The organism is Nitrospirota bacterium, assembly GCA_035516965.1.
Classification (GTDB): domain Bacteria; phylum Nitrospirota; class UBA9217; order UBA9217; family UBA9217; genus MHEA01.
In genome coordinates this window covers 1-17,139 of sequence record DATIZR010000027.1, presented here as the reverse complement: position 1 = coordinate 17,139, position 17,139 = coordinate 1, and the positions used below count along the sequence as shown (strand labels likewise).

Here is a 17,139-nt window from a genome sequence, read left to right as displayed (position 1 = left end):
GTAATATATCATAGGGAATAACGGTGGGCAAGGAGAAAGATCAGTAGTGAGGATCGGACCGCATGATGTGCGGCGCGCAGGAAAGGACGTTTACTCGATGACGCCGCCGCCCACGACGATGTCATTGTCGTAGAAGACCGCGGCTTGGCCGGGGCAGACGCCGGGAACGGGCTGTTCAAACACCACGCGAACCCTGTCGGGACCGGCCGGTTCAATGACAGCGGGCGCGTAAGACGAGCGGTATCGTATCTTGACCGTGACAATCGTGCGCTCATGAAGCTTATCAACGGCGACGAAATTGGGGTTCGCTACTGCCATCTCGCTGGCCTGGAGCTCGAACGGTTTTCCGAGCACGACCCTGTTCGTATCCGGCTCTACGCTCACGACATACAGCCGTTCACCCGCGGCTATACCGAGCTTTCTCCGCTGTCCGACGGTAAAGAAAGCAACACCGTCATGCCTGCCGACCACCTTTCCATCAATCATGACCATGTCTCCCGGCCGGAGCGTCTCAGGCGCATGCTCTTTGAGAAACGAGCGATAGTCATTGCCCGGGACGAAGCAGATCTCCTGGCTCTCGGGCCGTTCAGCCGCGGGAAGGGCGAGCCCGGCCGCGAGCCTTCGAACATCCGCCTTGCGCATGCCTCCCAGCGGAAAGAGAATGTGCCGCATCTGCTCCTGTTTCAGACGGTAGAGGAAGTAGCTCTGGTCCTTGTCCGGGTCGATGCCCTTTTTCAGCAGATACCGCGCAGTAGTTGGGTCCTGCTCGATGCGCGCGTAATGGCCGGTGGCAAGATGGTCAAAGCCCTGTGAGCGGGCGTAGTCGAGCAGCAGCCGGAATTTGACGAGGTCGTTGCACGTGATGCAGGGATTCGGCGTCCGTCCCCGGCGGTATTCGGAAATGAAGTCCCGGACCACGGACTCGGAGAACCGGTCCCGGGCGTCGATCATGCGGTGTGGGACGCCAAGATGTTGACACACTGCCTGGGCCGCGCTGATGTCGCAGCAAAGCCCCGCGGTCAGCTTCATGGTCGCGCCCTCGACGGACATGCCCTGCTGCTTGAGCAGGGCCGCCGCGATGGAGCTGTCCACGCCGCCGCTCATGGCTACGAGTACGCGCTTATTCATGGAGTGGCCTAGGTCCTGCCGCGAATGCACGCGAAGGGATAGGAATGCCCGGGTGGATGCACCGCTTGGGTAGAGTCAGAAACCGCATGCTAGATCCAAAGTTATCACGACAGATGGCGTTATCGACGTCGTCCCAGCAGCAGAATCCGTTGCCGTTCTTTCCCGTCAACAACTAACCTTACGCCTTTTTCCATTTCAGCGCAAGCAGGGTGACCGAGCCAAGCATGAATAGCAGGCCGCCGGCCAGAGCCCAGACCGCCCCCGGGTCCTTCACGATCATGAGGAAGGCGGCCGGCCCCCGGTCGAAGTTCAGGGTCTTCAGGTAGACGCCGACGCCCCGGTAGAAGACGGGCTTGTTCGGACGCAGGGCATCGCTCTTCACGAGTCGGTCTTTCTCGTACAGGGAGACCGATGCTGTCCAGTCGGTCATATATCCCGCTGCATCGGTTTCTACGCGGACCTCCTGCAGGAGCACTGCCCGGTCCTCCGGGAGCCTGCCGAATCCTCCCTCGGGAAGCATGCCGGAGAGCTTGTACCCCGAGACGGCGCTGAGCAGGTGCGCGAGCAGGATGAGAAGGAAGCCCGCATGCATGACCTGCGGCGAGATGCGGAGCAGGAATTCGGAGCGGGACCATCGCAACGAGACTGCCTGGATGCTGCAGACAATCGTGTTGATCGTGAGCACAACCAGGCCTGCAAGGGATGCAAAGAACCACCACGTCTGCCACGGGTTCGCCGCAGCCGCACCCTTGATCCAGTTCAGAAGAAGGTCGTCGTTCAGGGGAGCGAACACATCGCGGTACGCCGGCATCAGGCCCGAGCCGATAAAGAAGAGGCAGATCAGGACAAAGAGCGTCCAGACCGCTGTCTTGAGCGAAAGAAAAAAGTTCTTCATGGTTCCCGCTCATGCGGAACGCAGGTGTCCGCGAGCAGCCGCGAATCGATGATGCATGAATTGTTCAACACTGCTCCCGCCCTGCCGTATCCGTTTTTTCCCGAACAAATCCACGTCCGCCTTCTTTTCTTAAAACTCATGGGAACTCTTCATCAAGAGCCCGACACCCGCGTACGTGAACAGGACGATGATGAACCCGGCGATGCCCATCCCGATGACCTTCGGCCCTGTCCAGCCGCGCACGAGCCGCGCATGCAGGTACAGGCCGTAGAAGAGCCACACGATCGTGGTCCAGAGCTCCTTCGGCGTCCAAAGCCAATAGGTCCCCCACGCGAGGTAGGCCCAGATGCCGCCGAAGATCATCGCCGTGGAGAAGAGAACGTAGCCCAGGAGCAGGCAGCTGTACTGGCTTTTCTCGGCGCCCGGTTCGTCCTCCGCGAGCGCAAGGACGCCGTAGACTGCGCCGATGGCGAACAATGCATAGGACACGAAGGAAAGGATAACATGCAGCTCGAACCAGATGGTCTTGAGAACCGGCGGCAGGGAGTGCTCCACGGGCGCGGAGAGCGACGAGCCCGCCAGAAGCAGGATGACAAGCGGCATGGACAGAGAGGTGAAGAGATCGCGCTTCCGGTTCCAGCCCAGGACCAGCGCGAGAGCGCCGATCGCGAAAGCGAGAAAACCGAGCGTTTCGCGCATGCCCATGAGCGGTATCCTGCCGAACATCATTGCCGTGCCCGAGATGAGGACGGCGTGCAGGAGAAGCGCGGGCAGGACAAAGCGCAGGCGGTAGAGCCCCAGCGAATATAGAAGAATAAGAAGTAGATGCATAGCAGGCTTGGAACCAACTCCGTGAACCGCGGCGCGCACGAGCCTCGTCACTGCTGCATGCGGGTGAAGAACAAAAGGCATTCCGGATGTTCCGGAATGCCTTTTGGAGTCAGACCAGGTACGATGGGATTATTTCTTGCCGAGAATGGCTTCCTTTGCGGCTTTTGCCACGCGGAACTTCACGACCTTCTTGGCCGGGATCTTGATCGCCTCGCCGGTCTGAGGGTTCCGGCCCATGCGGGCCTTGCGCTGAACGAGCACCAGCTTGCCGAGCCCTGGCAGCGTGAAGGAGTTCTTGGCTTCCTTGTAGGCGAGCGTTGCAATGTCTTCCAGGATCTGTACCGCCATCTTCTTCTTGATGTCTGCCTTCTTCGCGACAAAATCAGCAATCTGAGACTTCGTCATGGCTTTTGCCATAAAAAATCCTCCCTTTAAAAAAATTAAAAAATTCTAACTGCCCAAAGGCAGATTAGGTGCTGTTTCGGGGAAAAGTATATACAGTCTGGCATGAAATAGCAAGAGAAATTTTTTCAATGTCCGCGTTTCGCGGCGCATTTTCACGAGATGGCGCACACGTGCGCGCTGCAGGCATCTTCAACGCGAGCGAGGGCCCTGACCAGCCCCGTTGCGGAGTGAGCGTAATCATCCCGCAGTACCGATAATGCTTATTCCGGCACTCTTGGTGGACGCTTTTGCAAGAGACCGGTGGATGCAGCACCTGCGTCCTTTCGGAGTTGACTTGACTGCCGCCTTTATGATAATTTATCGAACGCTGATTGCTTTCTAATCATTAGTGAGGAGGCCGAAAAATGGCTACGAAGACAAACTTCATTCTAAAGGTGCAGGACGCGAAGCTTGCCGATGTGCAGAAGGCGCTCAAGGACGCGAACGTGAACGTCGTCAGCATCCTTGAGGTCCACAAAGAGGAAGCCTGACCGGACCCGCGCCAGCAGAGACAAGGGGCCGGTGACGGCGCCGGAGCGAGGAACCAGCGTGTTGCTCTATCGCTCTCTGCTATACTTACTCTAGAAGTCATGGCCATGAAAATTACGCTTGCGGATCTTGAACTCGTTGCGAAAGCCCTGTCCATCAAGCTGACCTATGACGACCTCAAGACATCAAAGGGCGGATCTTGCAGGGTCATGGAAACGCGCAGGATCATCATCAATAAACACCTCCAGACCAGCGAGAAGATCAATCTCCTGGCCCGCGAACTCGGGGCTTTTGACCTGAGCGGGGTCGACGTCCCAGACAAGGTCAGGAAGAAGATCGAAGCGGAATCCCGGGAGAATTCGGGGGCGTAGAGCGGCAGGTCCTCTGCATCATGCCCGGGCGTGGCGGGGTCGGAGAAGGAGTCTGCATATGAATAACATAGTTCCAGTGGCCCTTATCGCCCTCCTCCTCCCCGGATGCACCTACGCCATCTCCCCGGAACTCGTCAAACAGGCTGACAAGACCCTTTCCTTCGAACAGATCGAGTCGGCTCCCGAGCAGCATAAGGGTACGCTCGTCATTCTCGGCGGAACGATCGCCGGAGCAATCCGCACCACGGACGGCACCATGATCGAAGTGGCGCAGCACTCCCTGGACTCCTGGGGCAGGCCGCTGCGGACGAACCGGTCCGGCGGCAGTTTTCTCCTCCTCCATCCTGGGTCCCTCGACCCCCTGCTCTACAGTCCGGGCCGCGAGATCACCGCCGCTGCGATCATCGACGGGAGCCGGCACAAAGGGCTCGACGACGGAGACCGCAGCTGGCCCCTTCTTCTCGCGAAGGAGCTGAAGCTCTGGCCGGAGCCGGGACGCGCCTGGAGCAGACCCCAGTATCTCGATCCGCTCTACGATCCGTACGCCTCACCTCGCTATTCCAACTGACGCTTATAGGGACAACGGAGCGGGGGCATGCCATGAGAGTGGAAAGAAGAACAATGTTCCTGTCTGCGTTCGCCGCGCTGCTGCTCTGCGCGGGATGCGCGCCCACCTTTTCCCGGGAGGCACTCGACCGCGTGGACCCCGACGCCGCATTCCGGGACGTGCAGCGCGATCCCGACCATTACCGGGGAAAATGGCTGATGCTGGGCGGAGTCATCGTCGACATCCGGAATACGGCCCAAGGCACGTTCATCGAGGTGCTCCAACGTCCCGTCGACCGCAGGGGAAGACCCGAGGAGACGGATGACACTGAAGGCCGGTTTATCATGAAATCCGGACAGTATCTGGACCCCGCGGTGTATCATGCCGGCAAGCGGATATCACTCATCGGCGAGGTCGTTGGCCAAGAAGTGCGACCGCTCGGCGAGATGCAATACCGCTACCCTGTCGTGGCAGCCAGGCAGATCCTGCTGTGGGAGCCGAGGACGGGTCCGCAAATCTCCGTGGGTGTCGGCGTCGGAGTCTATCACGGATTCTGACTGGCAAGGCCCGGGCAATTGCCGAGGCGGGCTCTCGCGAGGTGCATGCATGAAAAAAGGCTCTCCGATACTCCTGTACGTGATGCTCTTCCTCGTGTTCATCAGTGTGTTCCGGCTCTTCTCGGAACCCCGTACCGAAGAGATACCCTACAGCACGTTCAAGGCCCTAGTGACTGAACACAAGGTGAAAGATGTCGTCATCTCCCAGGACGCGATCAAGGGCGTGCGCTCGGCGGACAAGGCTGGAGAGAAGGACAAGCCGTTCACTGTCGTGCGCGTGGATGATCCCGACCTCGTGAAGAGCCTCGCCGCCGCCGGCATTTCCTACCGCGGCGACCTCTCGGGCAATTGGCTCAGGGATTTCCTCCTGACCTGGATACTCCCCCTCGTCGTACTGATGCTCATCTGGAGTTTTGTGTTCCGCCGCATGGCATCGGGCGGCCCGGGCGAGACCTTTATGAGCTTCGGCAAGTCGCGGGCCAAGATCTACAGCGAGAGCGACGTGAAGGTGACCTTCAATGACGTGGCTGGCGTGGACGAGGCCAAGGAGGAACTCATGGAGATCATCGAGTTCCTCCGTCGACCCGACAAGTTCACGAAGCTCGGGGGCCGCATTCCCAAAGGGGTCCTGCTCGTCGGGCCCCCCGGGACCGGGAAAACGCTCCTCTCCCGGGCGGTCGCCGGCGAGGCCAAGGTCCCCTTCTTTTCCCTGTCGGGGTCCGAGTTCGTCGAGATGTTCGTCGGTGTAGGCGCGTCGCGCGTCCGCGACCTCTTCCAGCAGGCGGTCCAGAAGGCCCCCTGCATCATCTTCATCGATGAGCTCGACGCTCTGGGCCGCGCCAGGGGCATCGGCATAGCCGGCACCCATGAGGAGCGGGAGCAGACCCTGAACCAGCTCCTCGCCGAGATGGACGGCTTTGACGCGCGCAAGGGCGTGATCATCATGGCGGCGACGAACCGGCCCGAGATCCTCGACCCGGCGCTGCTCCGCCCCGGCCGGTTCGACCGGCAGGTGCTCGTCGACCGGCCTAACATCAAGGACCGCGAGGAGATCCTCAAGGTGCACATCCGGGGCGTGAAGCTGTCGAAGGACGTCGATATTGCCGTTGTCGCCGCCCGGACGCCGGGATTCGTCGGCGCCGACCTGGCGAACATCGTGAACGAAGCGGCGCTCCTGGCCGCCCGGAAGAGCAAGACCGAAGTGGACATGACGGACTTCGAAGCAGCCATCGACCGGGTCATGACCGGCCTCGAGAAGAAAACGCGGGTCATGAACAAGAAGGAGAAGGAGACCGTCGCCTACCACGAGTGCGGTCACACGCTCGTTGCGGAGCTGCTGCCGACCACCGACCCGGTGCACCGGGTCTCGATCGTCCAGCGCGGCATCGCGGCCCTCGGCTACACGCTCCAGCTTCCGACCGAGGACCGGTACCTCATGACCAAGACCGAACTGCAGGACAAGCTCTGCGTCATGCTCGGCGGACGGGTGGCCGAGGAGATCATCTTCCACGAAGTGTCCACCGGCGCCCAGAACGACCTCCAACGGGCCGCCCTGATCGCGCGCACAATGGTCACGGAGTACGGCATGACCGAAAAATTCGGGCCCCTCACCTTTGAACGGGAGCGGAGGCCCCTGTTCCTCGATATCGGCATTCCGCAGAGCTCCCGGGAGTACAGCGAGGAGACGGCCCGCGAGATCGACGAGGAAGTGAAGAAGCTGGTGGACGGGGCTTACGCGAAGGTCCGCGAAATGCTGACGGCCAACCAGGAGAACCTGCGGAAGCTTGCGGCGGCTCTCCTGGACAAAGAGACCATTGAGGGGGATGAGATCAGGAAACTCCTCGGGCTGCCGGAGAAGAAAAAGGAATAGACGCACCACCTTCGTGACCCGACGCAAAAAAAGCGCTCTCCATGACCGAGGGCGCTTTTTTTGTTCCGGCGGGCTGTCTACTCCCCGATGATCTTCACCAGCACACGCTTCTTGCGCATGCCGTCGAACTCTCCATAGAAGATCTGCTCCCAGGGGCCGAAGTCGAGCCTGCCCTTCGTGACGGCCACGATGGCCTCACGACCCATGACCTGGCGCTTCAGGTGGGCGTCGCCGTTGTCCTCGCCGGTCCGGTTGTGTAGGTATTGGGCAACCGGCTCGTGGGGGGCTAGCCGTTCGAGCCAGGCCTCGTAATCATGACGCAGGCCGGGTTCGTCGTCATTGATGAAGACGGACGCGGTGATGTGCATAGCGTTCACGAGGACGAGACCCTCCTCGACGCCGCTCTCGCGAAGACAGTCCTCCACCTGCAGCGTGATGTTGATGAACCCCCTGCGCGCGGGCACGTTGAACCAGAGTTCCTTGCGAAAGCTTTTCATTCTCGTTCCCAGATTGCAACCACGGGTCCAGCCACGCATGACACGCGCGAGTGCAGGGTGTGGGTTTAATCTACTTCTACCCGAACTTCACCGCCTTGACCGCCTTGTGCCCCACGCTTCCCCGGGTCATCACACCGTACCCCTTGAGGTCGATGACCTTTTCCTTGCCCTTCTCGTCGATGACCTTCACCTGGTCGTTCTTCCGCACGGCACGTACGAGCGCCACTTCGCCGCTCTTCACGTTGACCAGCTTCACGCCCTTGCCAGCACCGCTCAGAGCGGGAATGTCCTTTGCCGCCACGACCACGGCCTTGCCCTCCGTCGTAAGGAACAGCACGTTCGGCAGATCGAGGATCTCCACGGCCATGATGCCGTCGCCTTCCTTCACGCCGGCGAACTTCTTCCCTGCACGCGTGGTCACCGCATTGAACTGGCCGAGGTCGAACTGGAACCCGATGCCCTTTGCTGATACGGACAGCGCCGATACCTCGCGGGGCGCCAGCGCCAGTTCGGCCTGCTTCTCCGGTCCGCCGCCGGGCTCGCGCTCGCCAGCCATGACCGTAGTGAAGTTCATCGCAGCAATCGGCCGCTCGCCGTCGCCGAACTTGAACAGGCTCTGGACCGGTTCGCCGAAGCCGGACCCCGACGGGAGATCAAAAGCCTTGATGACATAGACCTTGCCCATGGAAGAGAAGATCGCGATGGTGTCCCGGGTGTTGGCAGGCAGCAGTGCCAGGAGGTCGTCCCCCTCCTTGAAGCGCAGGTTTTCCCCTACCGTTTTGACGCGCCGGACCCATCCCATCTTCGTGAGGATCACGGTCACGTCCTCGTGCACGATGAAGTCCTCCTGGGAGAACTCCACGTCCTCGGCAGCCTTCATGACGGACTTGCGCTTGTCCCCGTACTTTTCCTTGATCTCAAGCAACTCCGTCCTGATCAGGCCCCAGATCTTCTTCTGACTCGCAAGGATCGCCTCGATGTCCTTCCGCTGCTTCGACTTCTCGGCCTTCTCCTTCAGGATGCGTTCGATCTCGAGGCCAACGAGCCTGTACAGCTGCATCTCCAGGATCGCACGCACCTGCTCATCATCGAACTTGAAGTGCTTTTTGAGCTTCTCTGCCGCTTCCTCGCGCGATTTTGCCTTGCGGATGATCTTGATGGCCGTATCCAGGTCATCATACAGCTTTTCAAAAGCGGCAAGAATATGAAGCCGCGCCTTCAGGATCTTCAGGTCGAAGTTGAGCCGTTTGGTCGTGATCTCGTGCCGGAAATCAAGGAAGTACTGCATCAACTGCTTGAGCGACAGCCGTTCGGGCTCCATGGTGGGCTTGAGAGCCGTGAAGTTGATCGCGAAGGAGGATTCGAGGTCCGTATGCTTGAAGAGATAGGCCGTCACGAGCTCGGGGCTCGTCTCCGCCTTGAGCTCGATCACGACGCGCACCTCGCCGGTCGACTCGTCGCGCACGGCAGCGACCTGGGGCAGCTTCTTCTCCTCCATGAGACCGATGAGCTTCTCGAGCAGCTTCGCCTTGTTCACAAGATAGGGAATTGACGTGAACACAACGGCCAGCCTGCCGCGGGGAAGGTCCTCGACGGCATATTCGCCGCGGATCCGGATCGCGCCGCTTCCCGACTGGTATATGTCCCTGAGCTCCTTCTTGGAGTTCAGGACCTGTCCCGCCGTCGGGAAGTCCGGGCCCTTGATGTATTTCAGCAGGTCCTTCACTTCGAGGGCGGGGTCATCGATCATGGCCGCAAGTCCATCGATCACCTCGCCGATGTTGTGCGGCGGGAAGGAGCAGCTCATGCCGACCGCGATGCCCGAGGTGCCGTTCACGAGCAGCTGGGGAAAGCGGGCAGGCAGCACCACGGGTTCCTTCAGGGAGTTGTCGTAGTTCGGCCGGAAGCTCACCGTGTCCTTTTCGATCTCGACCAGCAGCTCCTCGGCAAGCTGCGACAGCCGCGCCTCGGTATACCTCATGGCAGCGGCCGGGTCGCCGTCGAGGCTTCCGAAGTTACCCGAGCCATCGATCAGGGGATACCGCAGGGAGAAGTCCTGCGCCATCCTGACCATGGCATCGTACGCAGCCTGATCGCCGTGGGGATGGAACTTGCCGAGGACCTCGCCCACGACGGCTGCGCTCTTTCTGAACTTCGCCGTAGGTCCCAGCCCCATCTCCCACATGGCATAGAGAATCCTCCGGTGCACCGGCTTGAGGCCGTCGCGGACATCGGGCAATGAGCGGGACACGATTGTCGAGAGCGCATAGGTCAGAAACCGGTTCTCGACCTCCGCGTGGAGCGCCGTTGTCAAAATAGAATCCTCTTGTATCGGCATGAAGAGCCCCTTTCTTAACACAAGAACAGAAAAAAATCGATGAGCCGGATTTTATGCAACTAACTGTCGGCCGCTATATTACCACAAAGAGGATTGATTTTTCAAAGTCAAGTTTTAAAAAAGGTGTATAATGTGGCATGGTAAATTTGTTGACCATCCAAGCAGAAGCATACAGCCATGAGACGTTCCAGTGCGGCAACTGCGACCGGGACTTTCAGGCAAAGGTGATCACGTGGGTTGACGTGACGCGGGCGCCGCAGGCGCGGAAAGCCCTCCTGAAATGGGAGTTCAACATCATTCAGTGCACTCATTGCGGCTGCCGGCATTTTTCAGGCACCCCCTTTTTCTACGAGGATTTTGAAGATGGCATGCTGATCGCTGTGTTCCCGCGCATTCCCGACAAGCGAGGAGAAGTGGAAACGGGCATCCGGCAGAAATACGGCTACTACCCGGTGCTCGAATTTTTTTATGACATGACCCAGGTCTGGATGCTGATCTATTTTCAGGATCACTACAAGATGAACAGGAACCTGCGTGCCCTGTCAAGGATCGGCACGGGTGAGGAGCGCCTTCGGAAGATGCTCCGGTTTCTGAAGGAAGATCCCCTGATGATCGACATCCGCGAGAAGTTGACCGAATCGTTCTTTGGCGACGCGACAAACGACGAACTCGTCGACATTCTGGGCCAGGCGGTTTATACGCTCGAGGAGATGCTTCCCTGGCCCAAGGATGGCCGGTGCAAGTGCGGGGCGGACTTGTCCGCCGAGTTCAAATGCTGCGGCAACCGGATTGAATTGAACGACCACAACGACCTTCTTTCGCGACACTATGTCGTGTACTGTCCCAGCTGCAAAGAGGCCCTCTCCGGCGCCTCATGCGAGACGTGCGGCAGGGTCTATACCTGGAAGCTGGGGACTGTCGAATCCTATGATGCGCAAAATGAGCTTCGCAAGGAAGTAAAAAGAACGGCATCGCGGGTCGAGGCCCAAGAACCGTCACACTAATACATGGCCAGTCGGCATAACGCATGAAGGACGGCGAGCATTACCGTTTGTCACTCATCCCACTCAGACAGGAGCCGCCGCGGGCGGTTGTTCCTGTCGTCTTTTCCTGACCCACAGGAGCACAACGCCGCCATCGAAGCAACAACTTGCTTTCTTCGTCCTCCTGAAACCCGATGCATCGATACCACAAGCGCACCGTCGCGGGACATACGAGAGCCAAGCTCCCGGAGCCCGGCCTTACCGTTCGAATGATTTCGGCTTCGATACCAGCTTGCTGACTCCAAACCGAACGATCAGATATGCAAACTATCGTTGTATATGTATTACTTCCTAAAATTAGAAATATATAATGCTAAAACATTAGAACGTAATTCTAAAATATTATATATTAGTATAATATATATGGCGTATATCTTGCTTAATGCAATTTATTGCAATTAAATGAGTCCGACATAAATTATTTGCCGGGCCCCTTTCCTCTTGACGGCTTATTTGTCTTATGATATTTGTTTATTGAGAGTACCTCACCGCTTTTTCCCAGAATCATCATTCCGTTCCAAAGCGTCTTACGATCAGGAATGCGGTTCACAAAGCACATTAGCAGCAGGGTGAGTTGTAAAACTACAAGCTTTTTCAACGTCTTGCTCAAAAATTGTTTTTTACAGGAAACCAGGAGTCCCTCCTGTCGAGCACGGGAAAATGCTCGCGCTGCTTCGGGAGTTACGGATTGCTTTCATATTAATAAAGGATAAGGACGAGAGCTCTCGCAACGATCGGTTCATGAGCACTTCGGAGGTACTGCGTTGAACATATCAACCGGGCAGCGTCTGCAGGACCTTTTTACGGGCGGGAAGTGGCAGGAGCATTTTGAGTCCCTTTCCGAAACCTTGGGTTTTACTCTCAGCCTTTACTCCGCTGCAGGAGAGCCGATCTATGTCCCCCAGGGAGATAACCTGCCCTGCAAGGGATTTCCTTCCCAGTCAGCTGAACTCAAATCCCTGTGCGATACCGTCTGCCGACCCTTCATCGTAAACACCCTCGAGATGGGTACACCCAATATCTTCAAATGCCACGCGAAGATCATGAGCTTTGCTTTTCCCATCGACTTCATGGACGAAAGAGCCGTTGTCCTTGGGCAGGGGTCGTTTTCCTCGTACGAGGATTTTCGTGACTACATGGACCTCGTCAGCGCCTACGGCGTTGACATGGTCACCATAAAGACACCCCTCAACTTTACGAGCTCCAAGCAGGCGTGGAAGGCCTGCAACTTCGCGGTCGACACGGTCAACCGGCTCTTGAAGAACACGCAGGAAACCGTGACCCTGCGGAAGAAGTTCGAAAGCCTGAAAAGCGTCTTCGCACTCTGGGGCTCTTCCGGCGCTGAGCAGCCGGAAACGCGGTACCACGACATGCTGTATAATCTTTCGTCACTGCTCGATGTCGACCGGATCACGATCCTATCGCTCGACAAGGCTCGGAGCAGATTTACGAGCCTCTACGGCCTGTCCAAGGGCGGCATCCGGACCGACCCGCACAGCATCGATGTCCATGACCCGATCGTCAAGGACCTTCTGAGAGGCAAAGCCTTCGTCCGGACATCGGAACCGGCAGCGGCTACCGGCGTCGAAACGCCTCGAAGCGGCTCCCGCTATTATTTCCCCATTGTCGTCAATAAGCGATTAAGCGGGATCCTGAGCATCCCCGACCGCATTTTCAAAGAAAACGACAAGCAGATCATTTCGGGGTTCTGCAAGCAGACCGCTCTCATCATCGAGAATCAGCAACTGCACCACGACCTCTACAAGAAATTCAACCGCTTTGTCGCCATGTCGGAGTTGACCAAGACCATTGTGCCGATCCAGAATTTTGAAACCCTCGTCCAGACAATCCTTGAGAAGTCCGCCGAACTGCTGAAGGCTGAACAGGGGTCCCTGATGCTGCTCGATCATGAAACCGACAATCTTCTCCTCGAGGCGAAAAAAGGCATCATCCAGGGAATGTCAGGCAAGATCAGGATCCAGCGCGGAGTCGGCATCGCCGGGAAAGTAGCGGCGCTGGGCGAGCCCTATCTTGTCAAGAACCTGGAGAGCGACCCGCGGATCAGGCAGAAAAATCGTGACCACTACAAGACCCGGTCCTTCGTGAGCGTTCCGCTCAAGATCGACGATCGAATCATCGGCGTAATCAACCTCTCTGACAAAACAAGCGGCGAAGTTTTCGACGAGGAGGATCTGAAGCTCATACAGTCCTTTGCGACCCATGCAGCGATCATCATGGAGCGCAACGTCTTTATCAATAAAACGGAAGAGCTCAAGAGGTTGACCATCACGGACCACCTGACGGGGCTGTTGAACCGCAGGTACCTCTATGAACGACTGAAGGATGAACTGTCGCGTTCCGAACGGTACGGCCACCAACTGAGCCTCCTCATGCTCGATCTCGACGGATTCAAGTATTGCAACGATACCTTCGGCCACCTCTTCGGGGACAAGGTTCTCAAGGACGTTGCGGAGACCCTGCTCAATACGGTCCGCTCCATCGACATCGTGTCACGCTACGGCGGAGATGAGTTCATGATCATCCTGCCCGAAACCACGGAAGCACTGGCAGTCGAAATCGCCGAGCGCCTGAGAAGCAACGTGGCGGACAGCACCTTCCTCCCGCAGCGTACAACCAGCACGGAACCGATCAAGCTCACGACCAGCATCGGGATCGTGTGCTATCCCGCACACGGAAACACGATCGAACTTCTGCTCGACCTCGTTGACAAGACACTCTACCGTGCAAAGGATCGCGGCAAGAACAGAATAGAGGTGTATTCGTAACATGCTGCCCGGAACGCTTCAGGAAACGGAATTTTTCGGAAGAGAAGCGGAGCTGGGCGACCTCCGTCGCAGGGTCCTTCAGGCCGAGCGCGGTCTGGCGCAAAGCGCTTATCTTTCCGGGCCGCGCGGCATCGGCAAAACAGAGCTACTCAAGCAGCTCTTCTCTTCGCTGTTCTGGAGGCAAGACCGGGTCGTTCCGTTCTTCTATTCGATTAACCCCGCCCTCGTCTCCGCGGCGTCCTTTTCAAGAAGCTATCTCACTCAGTTCCTTTACCAACGGATCGCGTTCGAAAAAAAGGAGCAGGCCCTCCTGTATATCGACGGTGTATCACTGGACGAACTTTCAATCCTTGTGGAAGAACGGGAGGCCCGGTGGGCGCGAGAGGTTCTGGAAAAATTTGCCCGAAATGCCGGAGACCCGCTGAGCGCCCTCCACATAGCGTTGAACGCTCCTCAGCAATCGGTGCTGACTACGGGCGTGCCGGTGGCTGTACTGATCGACGGGTTTCACCGTGTCAAGAAGCTCTCGATAGGCGACAATCCCGATCCGCGGCTAGCTTCCCTGTTCGAAGTACCCATGTCGTTCAGGAAGACCCCCCACATCATCGCGGGAAATGAGGCAGATCTCCGGGACATGCCCGTCTCAAGCGGCCTGGAGAGGATTGCCGTTCCGCCCCTCGGGCTCGCCATCGCGGCTACGGGCGCCGGATCCCTGCTCCACGCGCACCACGCTTCGAAAGGCTCGATACCGCAGGCCCTCCTCATCCACCTCGGGGGCAATCCTCTCTACCTGCGCCGCGTCGTTTTGATGGCGGCCACACTCCCTAATCCCACTGAAGCGGATTTCTGGAAGGCCTACGCACACGAGATTACAGAGGGGTCGCTCGCTCTGGCGGTGTCGTCGCACCTGAAGTGCATTTTCCCCGATCTCGAGCTCAGACGACTTGCCCTCACGGCGGCATACAAGGTCTCTCATTCAAATGAGCCCCTTGCATGTCACCAACTCGCCAGGACCTTCTCGCTGAGCGTCGACCAGGCGGAAGCGATCGCGCACGGGCTGTACCGGGCGGATATTGCGCGCGGAGAGTTCGGCGTTCTCAGGTCGGCCCATGACCGGGTGGTACGGGACATCATTGAAACCCTGTTCCGCCGGGAGATCCTCGGGAAAGCGTCTCATGACCTGGCACAGGAAATCCTTGAACGATCATCGGCCGCCGGCGAAGAGGTCGTCAGTTATGAGATCACCCTGCCGATGATCAAGGAAGCGGAGTTGGTGGCAGCGCAGTGCCTCGAGCAGATCGGCAAGAACCTGCACATGCACCAGGATGCAGTCGGTCAGCTGCAAATAGCGGTCATTGAGGCATGCATCAATGCCATGGAGCACAGCAAGGGGACCGACAACAGGGTCTATGTTGGAGTGGTCGCGGGAAAAGATCGCCTGGAAGTTTCGATCGAAAGCGAAGGGCAGGAATTCGTCGCCCTGGAAGGCGGCGAGCCCGCCGTTGACCGGGAGCAAGCCAGAACCTCCGGCAGAGGGTGGGGAATAAAACTGATGAAGCGATACGCCGACGAAGTGAAATTTGAAAAGACGGCCCGGGGAACGAAAACGACTTTGATAAAGAAGCTTGAACCGACTGCGGGAGTAAAGAAGGAGGACGCCATCAGCCATGAGTAATTTTTCGCTGTCGCTCAAAGATGCGCAAGATGTTGCGATCATGAGTCCTACGGGGTACATTAATGACCTCGGAGCCGAACGTCTTGAACTGACCAGCGAGCAGTACCTGGGAAGGGGGCTCAGGAAGATCGTCATCAACTTTTCCCACGTCCAGTTCATCAACACGCTGGGCGTCTCGATCTTCACCGGCATCGTGCAAAAGACGATAGATTACGAAGGCCAGCTCTGCTTCACGAACATGAAGAAGATCCACCGGGACATCTTTGAGACGGTGGGTTTGATCGAACACGTGCGCGTATTCAAGGACGAGAAGGACGCTCTCTCTTATTTGAGCGACCGTGATTGACATGCCGAACAGGAAACTTCATTTGAAGCGGATGATGTTCAGCATCGCGTCCCTTGCCGACCTGGGGCAGGAAGTGTCCTCATCGAAGGAGTTGACGGACAAGATGAGATCCGCCCTCTACGTCGTAACGGGCATGTTTTCCGTACCATCGGCATCGCTCTATGCCTACGAAGCACCGAAAAAATGCCTCAAACTCCTGGCCCACAAGGGGCACAAGGACGCGATCAAGCAGGTGTCCCGACTGACAATCCGAGCGGACCAGGTCGGCAAGTTCCGGATCAATGAACCCCATACCATCCGGGAGCTGTCGCTGAGCGACTTCTACGAGCAGAACAGCAGCGTATTCGCCAGTCTCCAGGCAAGGATATTCCTTCCGCTCTTCGTGAAGGATGAGTTTGTCGGCGCTCTCGCGCTCGGTAAGAAGATCGGCAAAACGCCCTTCCGCCCCAGTGACAAGGATGTTCTCAGGGTCGTCGCCCATCAGCTAGCGATAACGCTGCATAACGCCCGCCTGTTCAGGGATCTCGCCAAGAAGGCTGCGGAGAACAAGCGACTGTATGAGAACATGCGCCGCATCTACCACGACACGATCCAGGCCTTTGCGGCTGCAATCGACGCCAAGGATGAATATACCAAGGACCATTCCTATCGCGTCGCGAGCTATGCCGTCGCGATCGCCCGCGAACTGGGCTGGAAGAAGAACGATGTGGAGGGTATCTACGTTGCGGGCCTGCTCCACGATATCGGCAAGATCATCATAGATCGGGATATCATCAACAAGGGAGAGGCGTTAACGGGGCCCGAGGTCAGGGAAATAAAAAAGCATCCCCAGATATCCTACGATATCCTGTCGAAGATCAAGTTCCCGTGGAAAAACGTCGAGATGTTTGTCCTTCACCATCATGAACGGGTTGACGGGAAGGGATATCCCGATTCGCTCAGCGCGACCGAACTGAGCGAGGGTGTAAGGATCCTCGCGCTTGCCGACGCCTTTGACGCCATGACGACGGACCGCCCCTACCGGAATAGGATGGGGCTTGATGAGGCATTCCGCGAGGTGCTGAAATGCAGCGGCACTCAATTTGACGAACATATCACGAAGACCTTTTTCAACCTGCTCCTCAGGGAATTGAGCGGTGAAGTCCATGATCTCCAGATTCTTCCCCTCTTGCCTCACCTGACCGAAAGCATCTCGGCCAATTGATCGATCACGTATGGGAACGTGCATGGGAAGAGGCGATTGGGCGTCCCTACGAAACAGCATGACAAGAGAACAACAGAAAAGGCGGTGAGTAATCACCGCCTTTTTGCATTGCTTGTGA

16 protein-coding genes are annotated in these 17,139 nt (G+C 57.8%); 10 read left to right on the top strand and 6 right to left on the bottom strand.

The genetic code is table 11. From position 1 onward, the window contains the following. Positions 1 to 90: 90 nt before the first annotated feature. The 4 genes from mnmA to VL197_03165 all read right to left on the bottom strand — a co-directional run bounded on the left by mnmA (position 91) and on the right by VL197_03165 (position 3,271). Complete coding sequence (gene mnmA, locus VL197_03180) at positions 91 to 1,158, bottom strand: tRNA 2-thiouridine(34) synthase MnmA (GenBank protein HUJ16972.1); 1,068 nt, start codon at positions 1,156 to 1,158, stop codon at positions 91 to 93. A 148-nt stretch (positions 1,159 to 1,306) separates the two neighbouring features. Further along, the gene (locus VL197_03175) at positions 1,307 to 2,023 is read right to left on the bottom strand and encodes a cytochrome c biogenesis protein ResB (GenBank protein HUJ16971.1); all 717 of its coding nucleotides are present in this window, start codon (positions 2,021 to 2,023) and stop codon (positions 1,307 to 1,309) included. 129 nt (positions 2,024 to 2,152) lie between these two features. Continuing rightward, positions 2,153 to 2,935 (bottom strand): cytochrome c biogenesis protein CcsA, encoded by a 783-nt coding sequence (gene ccsA / locus VL197_03170; protein ID HUJ16970.1) that lies wholly within the window; start codon positions 2,933 to 2,935, stop codon positions 2,153 to 2,155. A 48-nt stretch (positions 2,936 to 2,983) separates the two neighbouring features. Beyond that, positions 2,984 to 3,271, bottom strand: coding sequence for an HU family DNA-binding protein (locus tag VL197_03165; GenBank protein HUJ16969.1), 288 nt, complete (start codon positions 3,269 to 3,271; stop codon positions 2,984 to 2,986). 392 nt (positions 3,272 to 3,663) lie between these two features. Here VL197_03165 and VL197_03160 point away from each other — a divergent pair, with 392 nt between their 5' ends. The 5 genes from VL197_03160 to ftsH all read left to right on the top strand — a co-directional run bounded on the left by VL197_03160 (position 3,664) and on the right by ftsH (position 7,132). Continuing rightward, positions 3,664 to 3,789 carry a hypothetical protein gene (locus tag VL197_03160; protein ID HUJ16968.1) on the top strand — a complete coding sequence of 42 codons (126 nt, stop codon included), beginning with the start codon at positions 3,664 to 3,666 and terminating at the stop codon, positions 3,787 to 3,789. Positions 3,790 to 3,894: 105 nt separating this feature from the next. Further along, positions 3,895 to 4,158, top strand: coding sequence for a hypothetical protein (locus VL197_03155; protein ID HUJ16967.1), 264 nt, complete (start codon positions 3,895 to 3,897; stop codon positions 4,156 to 4,158). Between the two features lie 58 nt (positions 4,159 to 4,216). Beyond that, the gene (locus tag VL197_03150) at positions 4,217 to 4,726 is read left to right on the top strand and encodes a Slp/YeaY family lipoprotein (protein ID HUJ16966.1); all 510 of its coding nucleotides are present in this window, start codon (positions 4,217 to 4,219) and stop codon (positions 4,724 to 4,726) included. A 32-nt stretch (positions 4,727 to 4,758) separates the two neighbouring features. Further along, positions 4,759 to 5,262 (top strand): Slp family lipoprotein, encoded by a 504-nt coding sequence (locus VL197_03145; GenBank protein ID HUJ16965.1) that lies wholly within the window; start codon positions 4,759 to 4,761, stop codon positions 5,260 to 5,262. Positions 5,263 to 5,311: 49 nt separating this feature from the next. After that, positions 5,312 to 7,132, top strand: a complete 1,821-nt coding sequence (ftsH, locus tag VL197_03140; protein ID HUJ16964.1) for an ATP-dependent zinc metalloprotease FtsH — start codon at positions 5,312 to 5,314, stop codon at positions 7,130 to 7,132. A 77-nt stretch (positions 7,133 to 7,209) separates the two neighbouring features. Here the strand turns inward: ftsH and VL197_03135 are convergent, their stop codons facing one another. After that, positions 7,210 to 7,629, bottom strand: coding sequence for a secondary thiamine-phosphate synthase enzyme YjbQ (locus VL197_03135; protein HUJ16963.1), 420 nt, complete (start codon positions 7,627 to 7,629; stop codon positions 7,210 to 7,212). A 76-nt stretch (positions 7,630 to 7,705) separates the two neighbouring features. After that, a complete protein-coding gene (gene parC / locus VL197_03130) occupies positions 7,706 to 9,967 on the bottom strand; it encodes a DNA topoisomerase IV subunit A (GenBank protein HUJ16962.1) in 2,262 nt (753 codons plus the stop codon). Positions 9,968 to 10,104: 137 nt separating this feature from the next. On the opposite strand from parC, the gene VL197_03125 reads away from it, so the two are divergent. The 5 genes from VL197_03125 to VL197_03105 all read left to right on the top strand — a co-directional run bounded on the left by VL197_03125 (position 10,105) and on the right by VL197_03105 (position 17,021). Further along, positions 10,105 to 10,971 carry a CpXC domain-containing protein gene (locus tag VL197_03125; GenBank protein ID HUJ16961.1) on the top strand — a complete coding sequence of 289 codons (867 nt, stop codon included), beginning with the start codon at positions 10,105 to 10,107 and terminating at the stop codon, positions 10,969 to 10,971. Positions 10,972 to 11,774: 803 nt separating this feature from the next. Beyond that, positions 11,775 to 13,796 (top strand): diguanylate cyclase, encoded by a 2,022-nt coding sequence (locus VL197_03120; protein HUJ16960.1) that lies wholly within the window; start codon positions 11,775 to 11,777, stop codon positions 13,794 to 13,796. A gap of 1 nt (position 13,797) precedes the next feature. Beyond that, on the top strand, positions 13,798 to 15,471 hold the full coding sequence (locus VL197_03115; protein HUJ16959.1) for an ATP-binding protein: 1,674 nt from the start codon (positions 13,798 to 13,800) through the stop codon (positions 15,469 to 15,471). Continuing rightward, on the top strand, positions 15,464 to 15,817 hold the full coding sequence (locus VL197_03110) for an STAS domain-containing protein (protein ID HUJ16958.1): 354 nt from the start codon (positions 15,464 to 15,466) through the stop codon (positions 15,815 to 15,817). Before VL197_03115 ends, VL197_03110 begins: the two co-directional genes overlap by 8 nt. A 31-nt stretch (positions 15,818 to 15,848) precedes the next feature. Further along, positions 15,849 to 17,021 (top strand): HD domain-containing phosphohydrolase, encoded by a 1,173-nt coding sequence (locus tag VL197_03105; protein ID HUJ16957.1) that lies wholly within the window; start codon positions 15,849 to 15,851, stop codon positions 17,019 to 17,021. Positions 17,022 to 17,139: the final 118 nt, after the last annotated feature.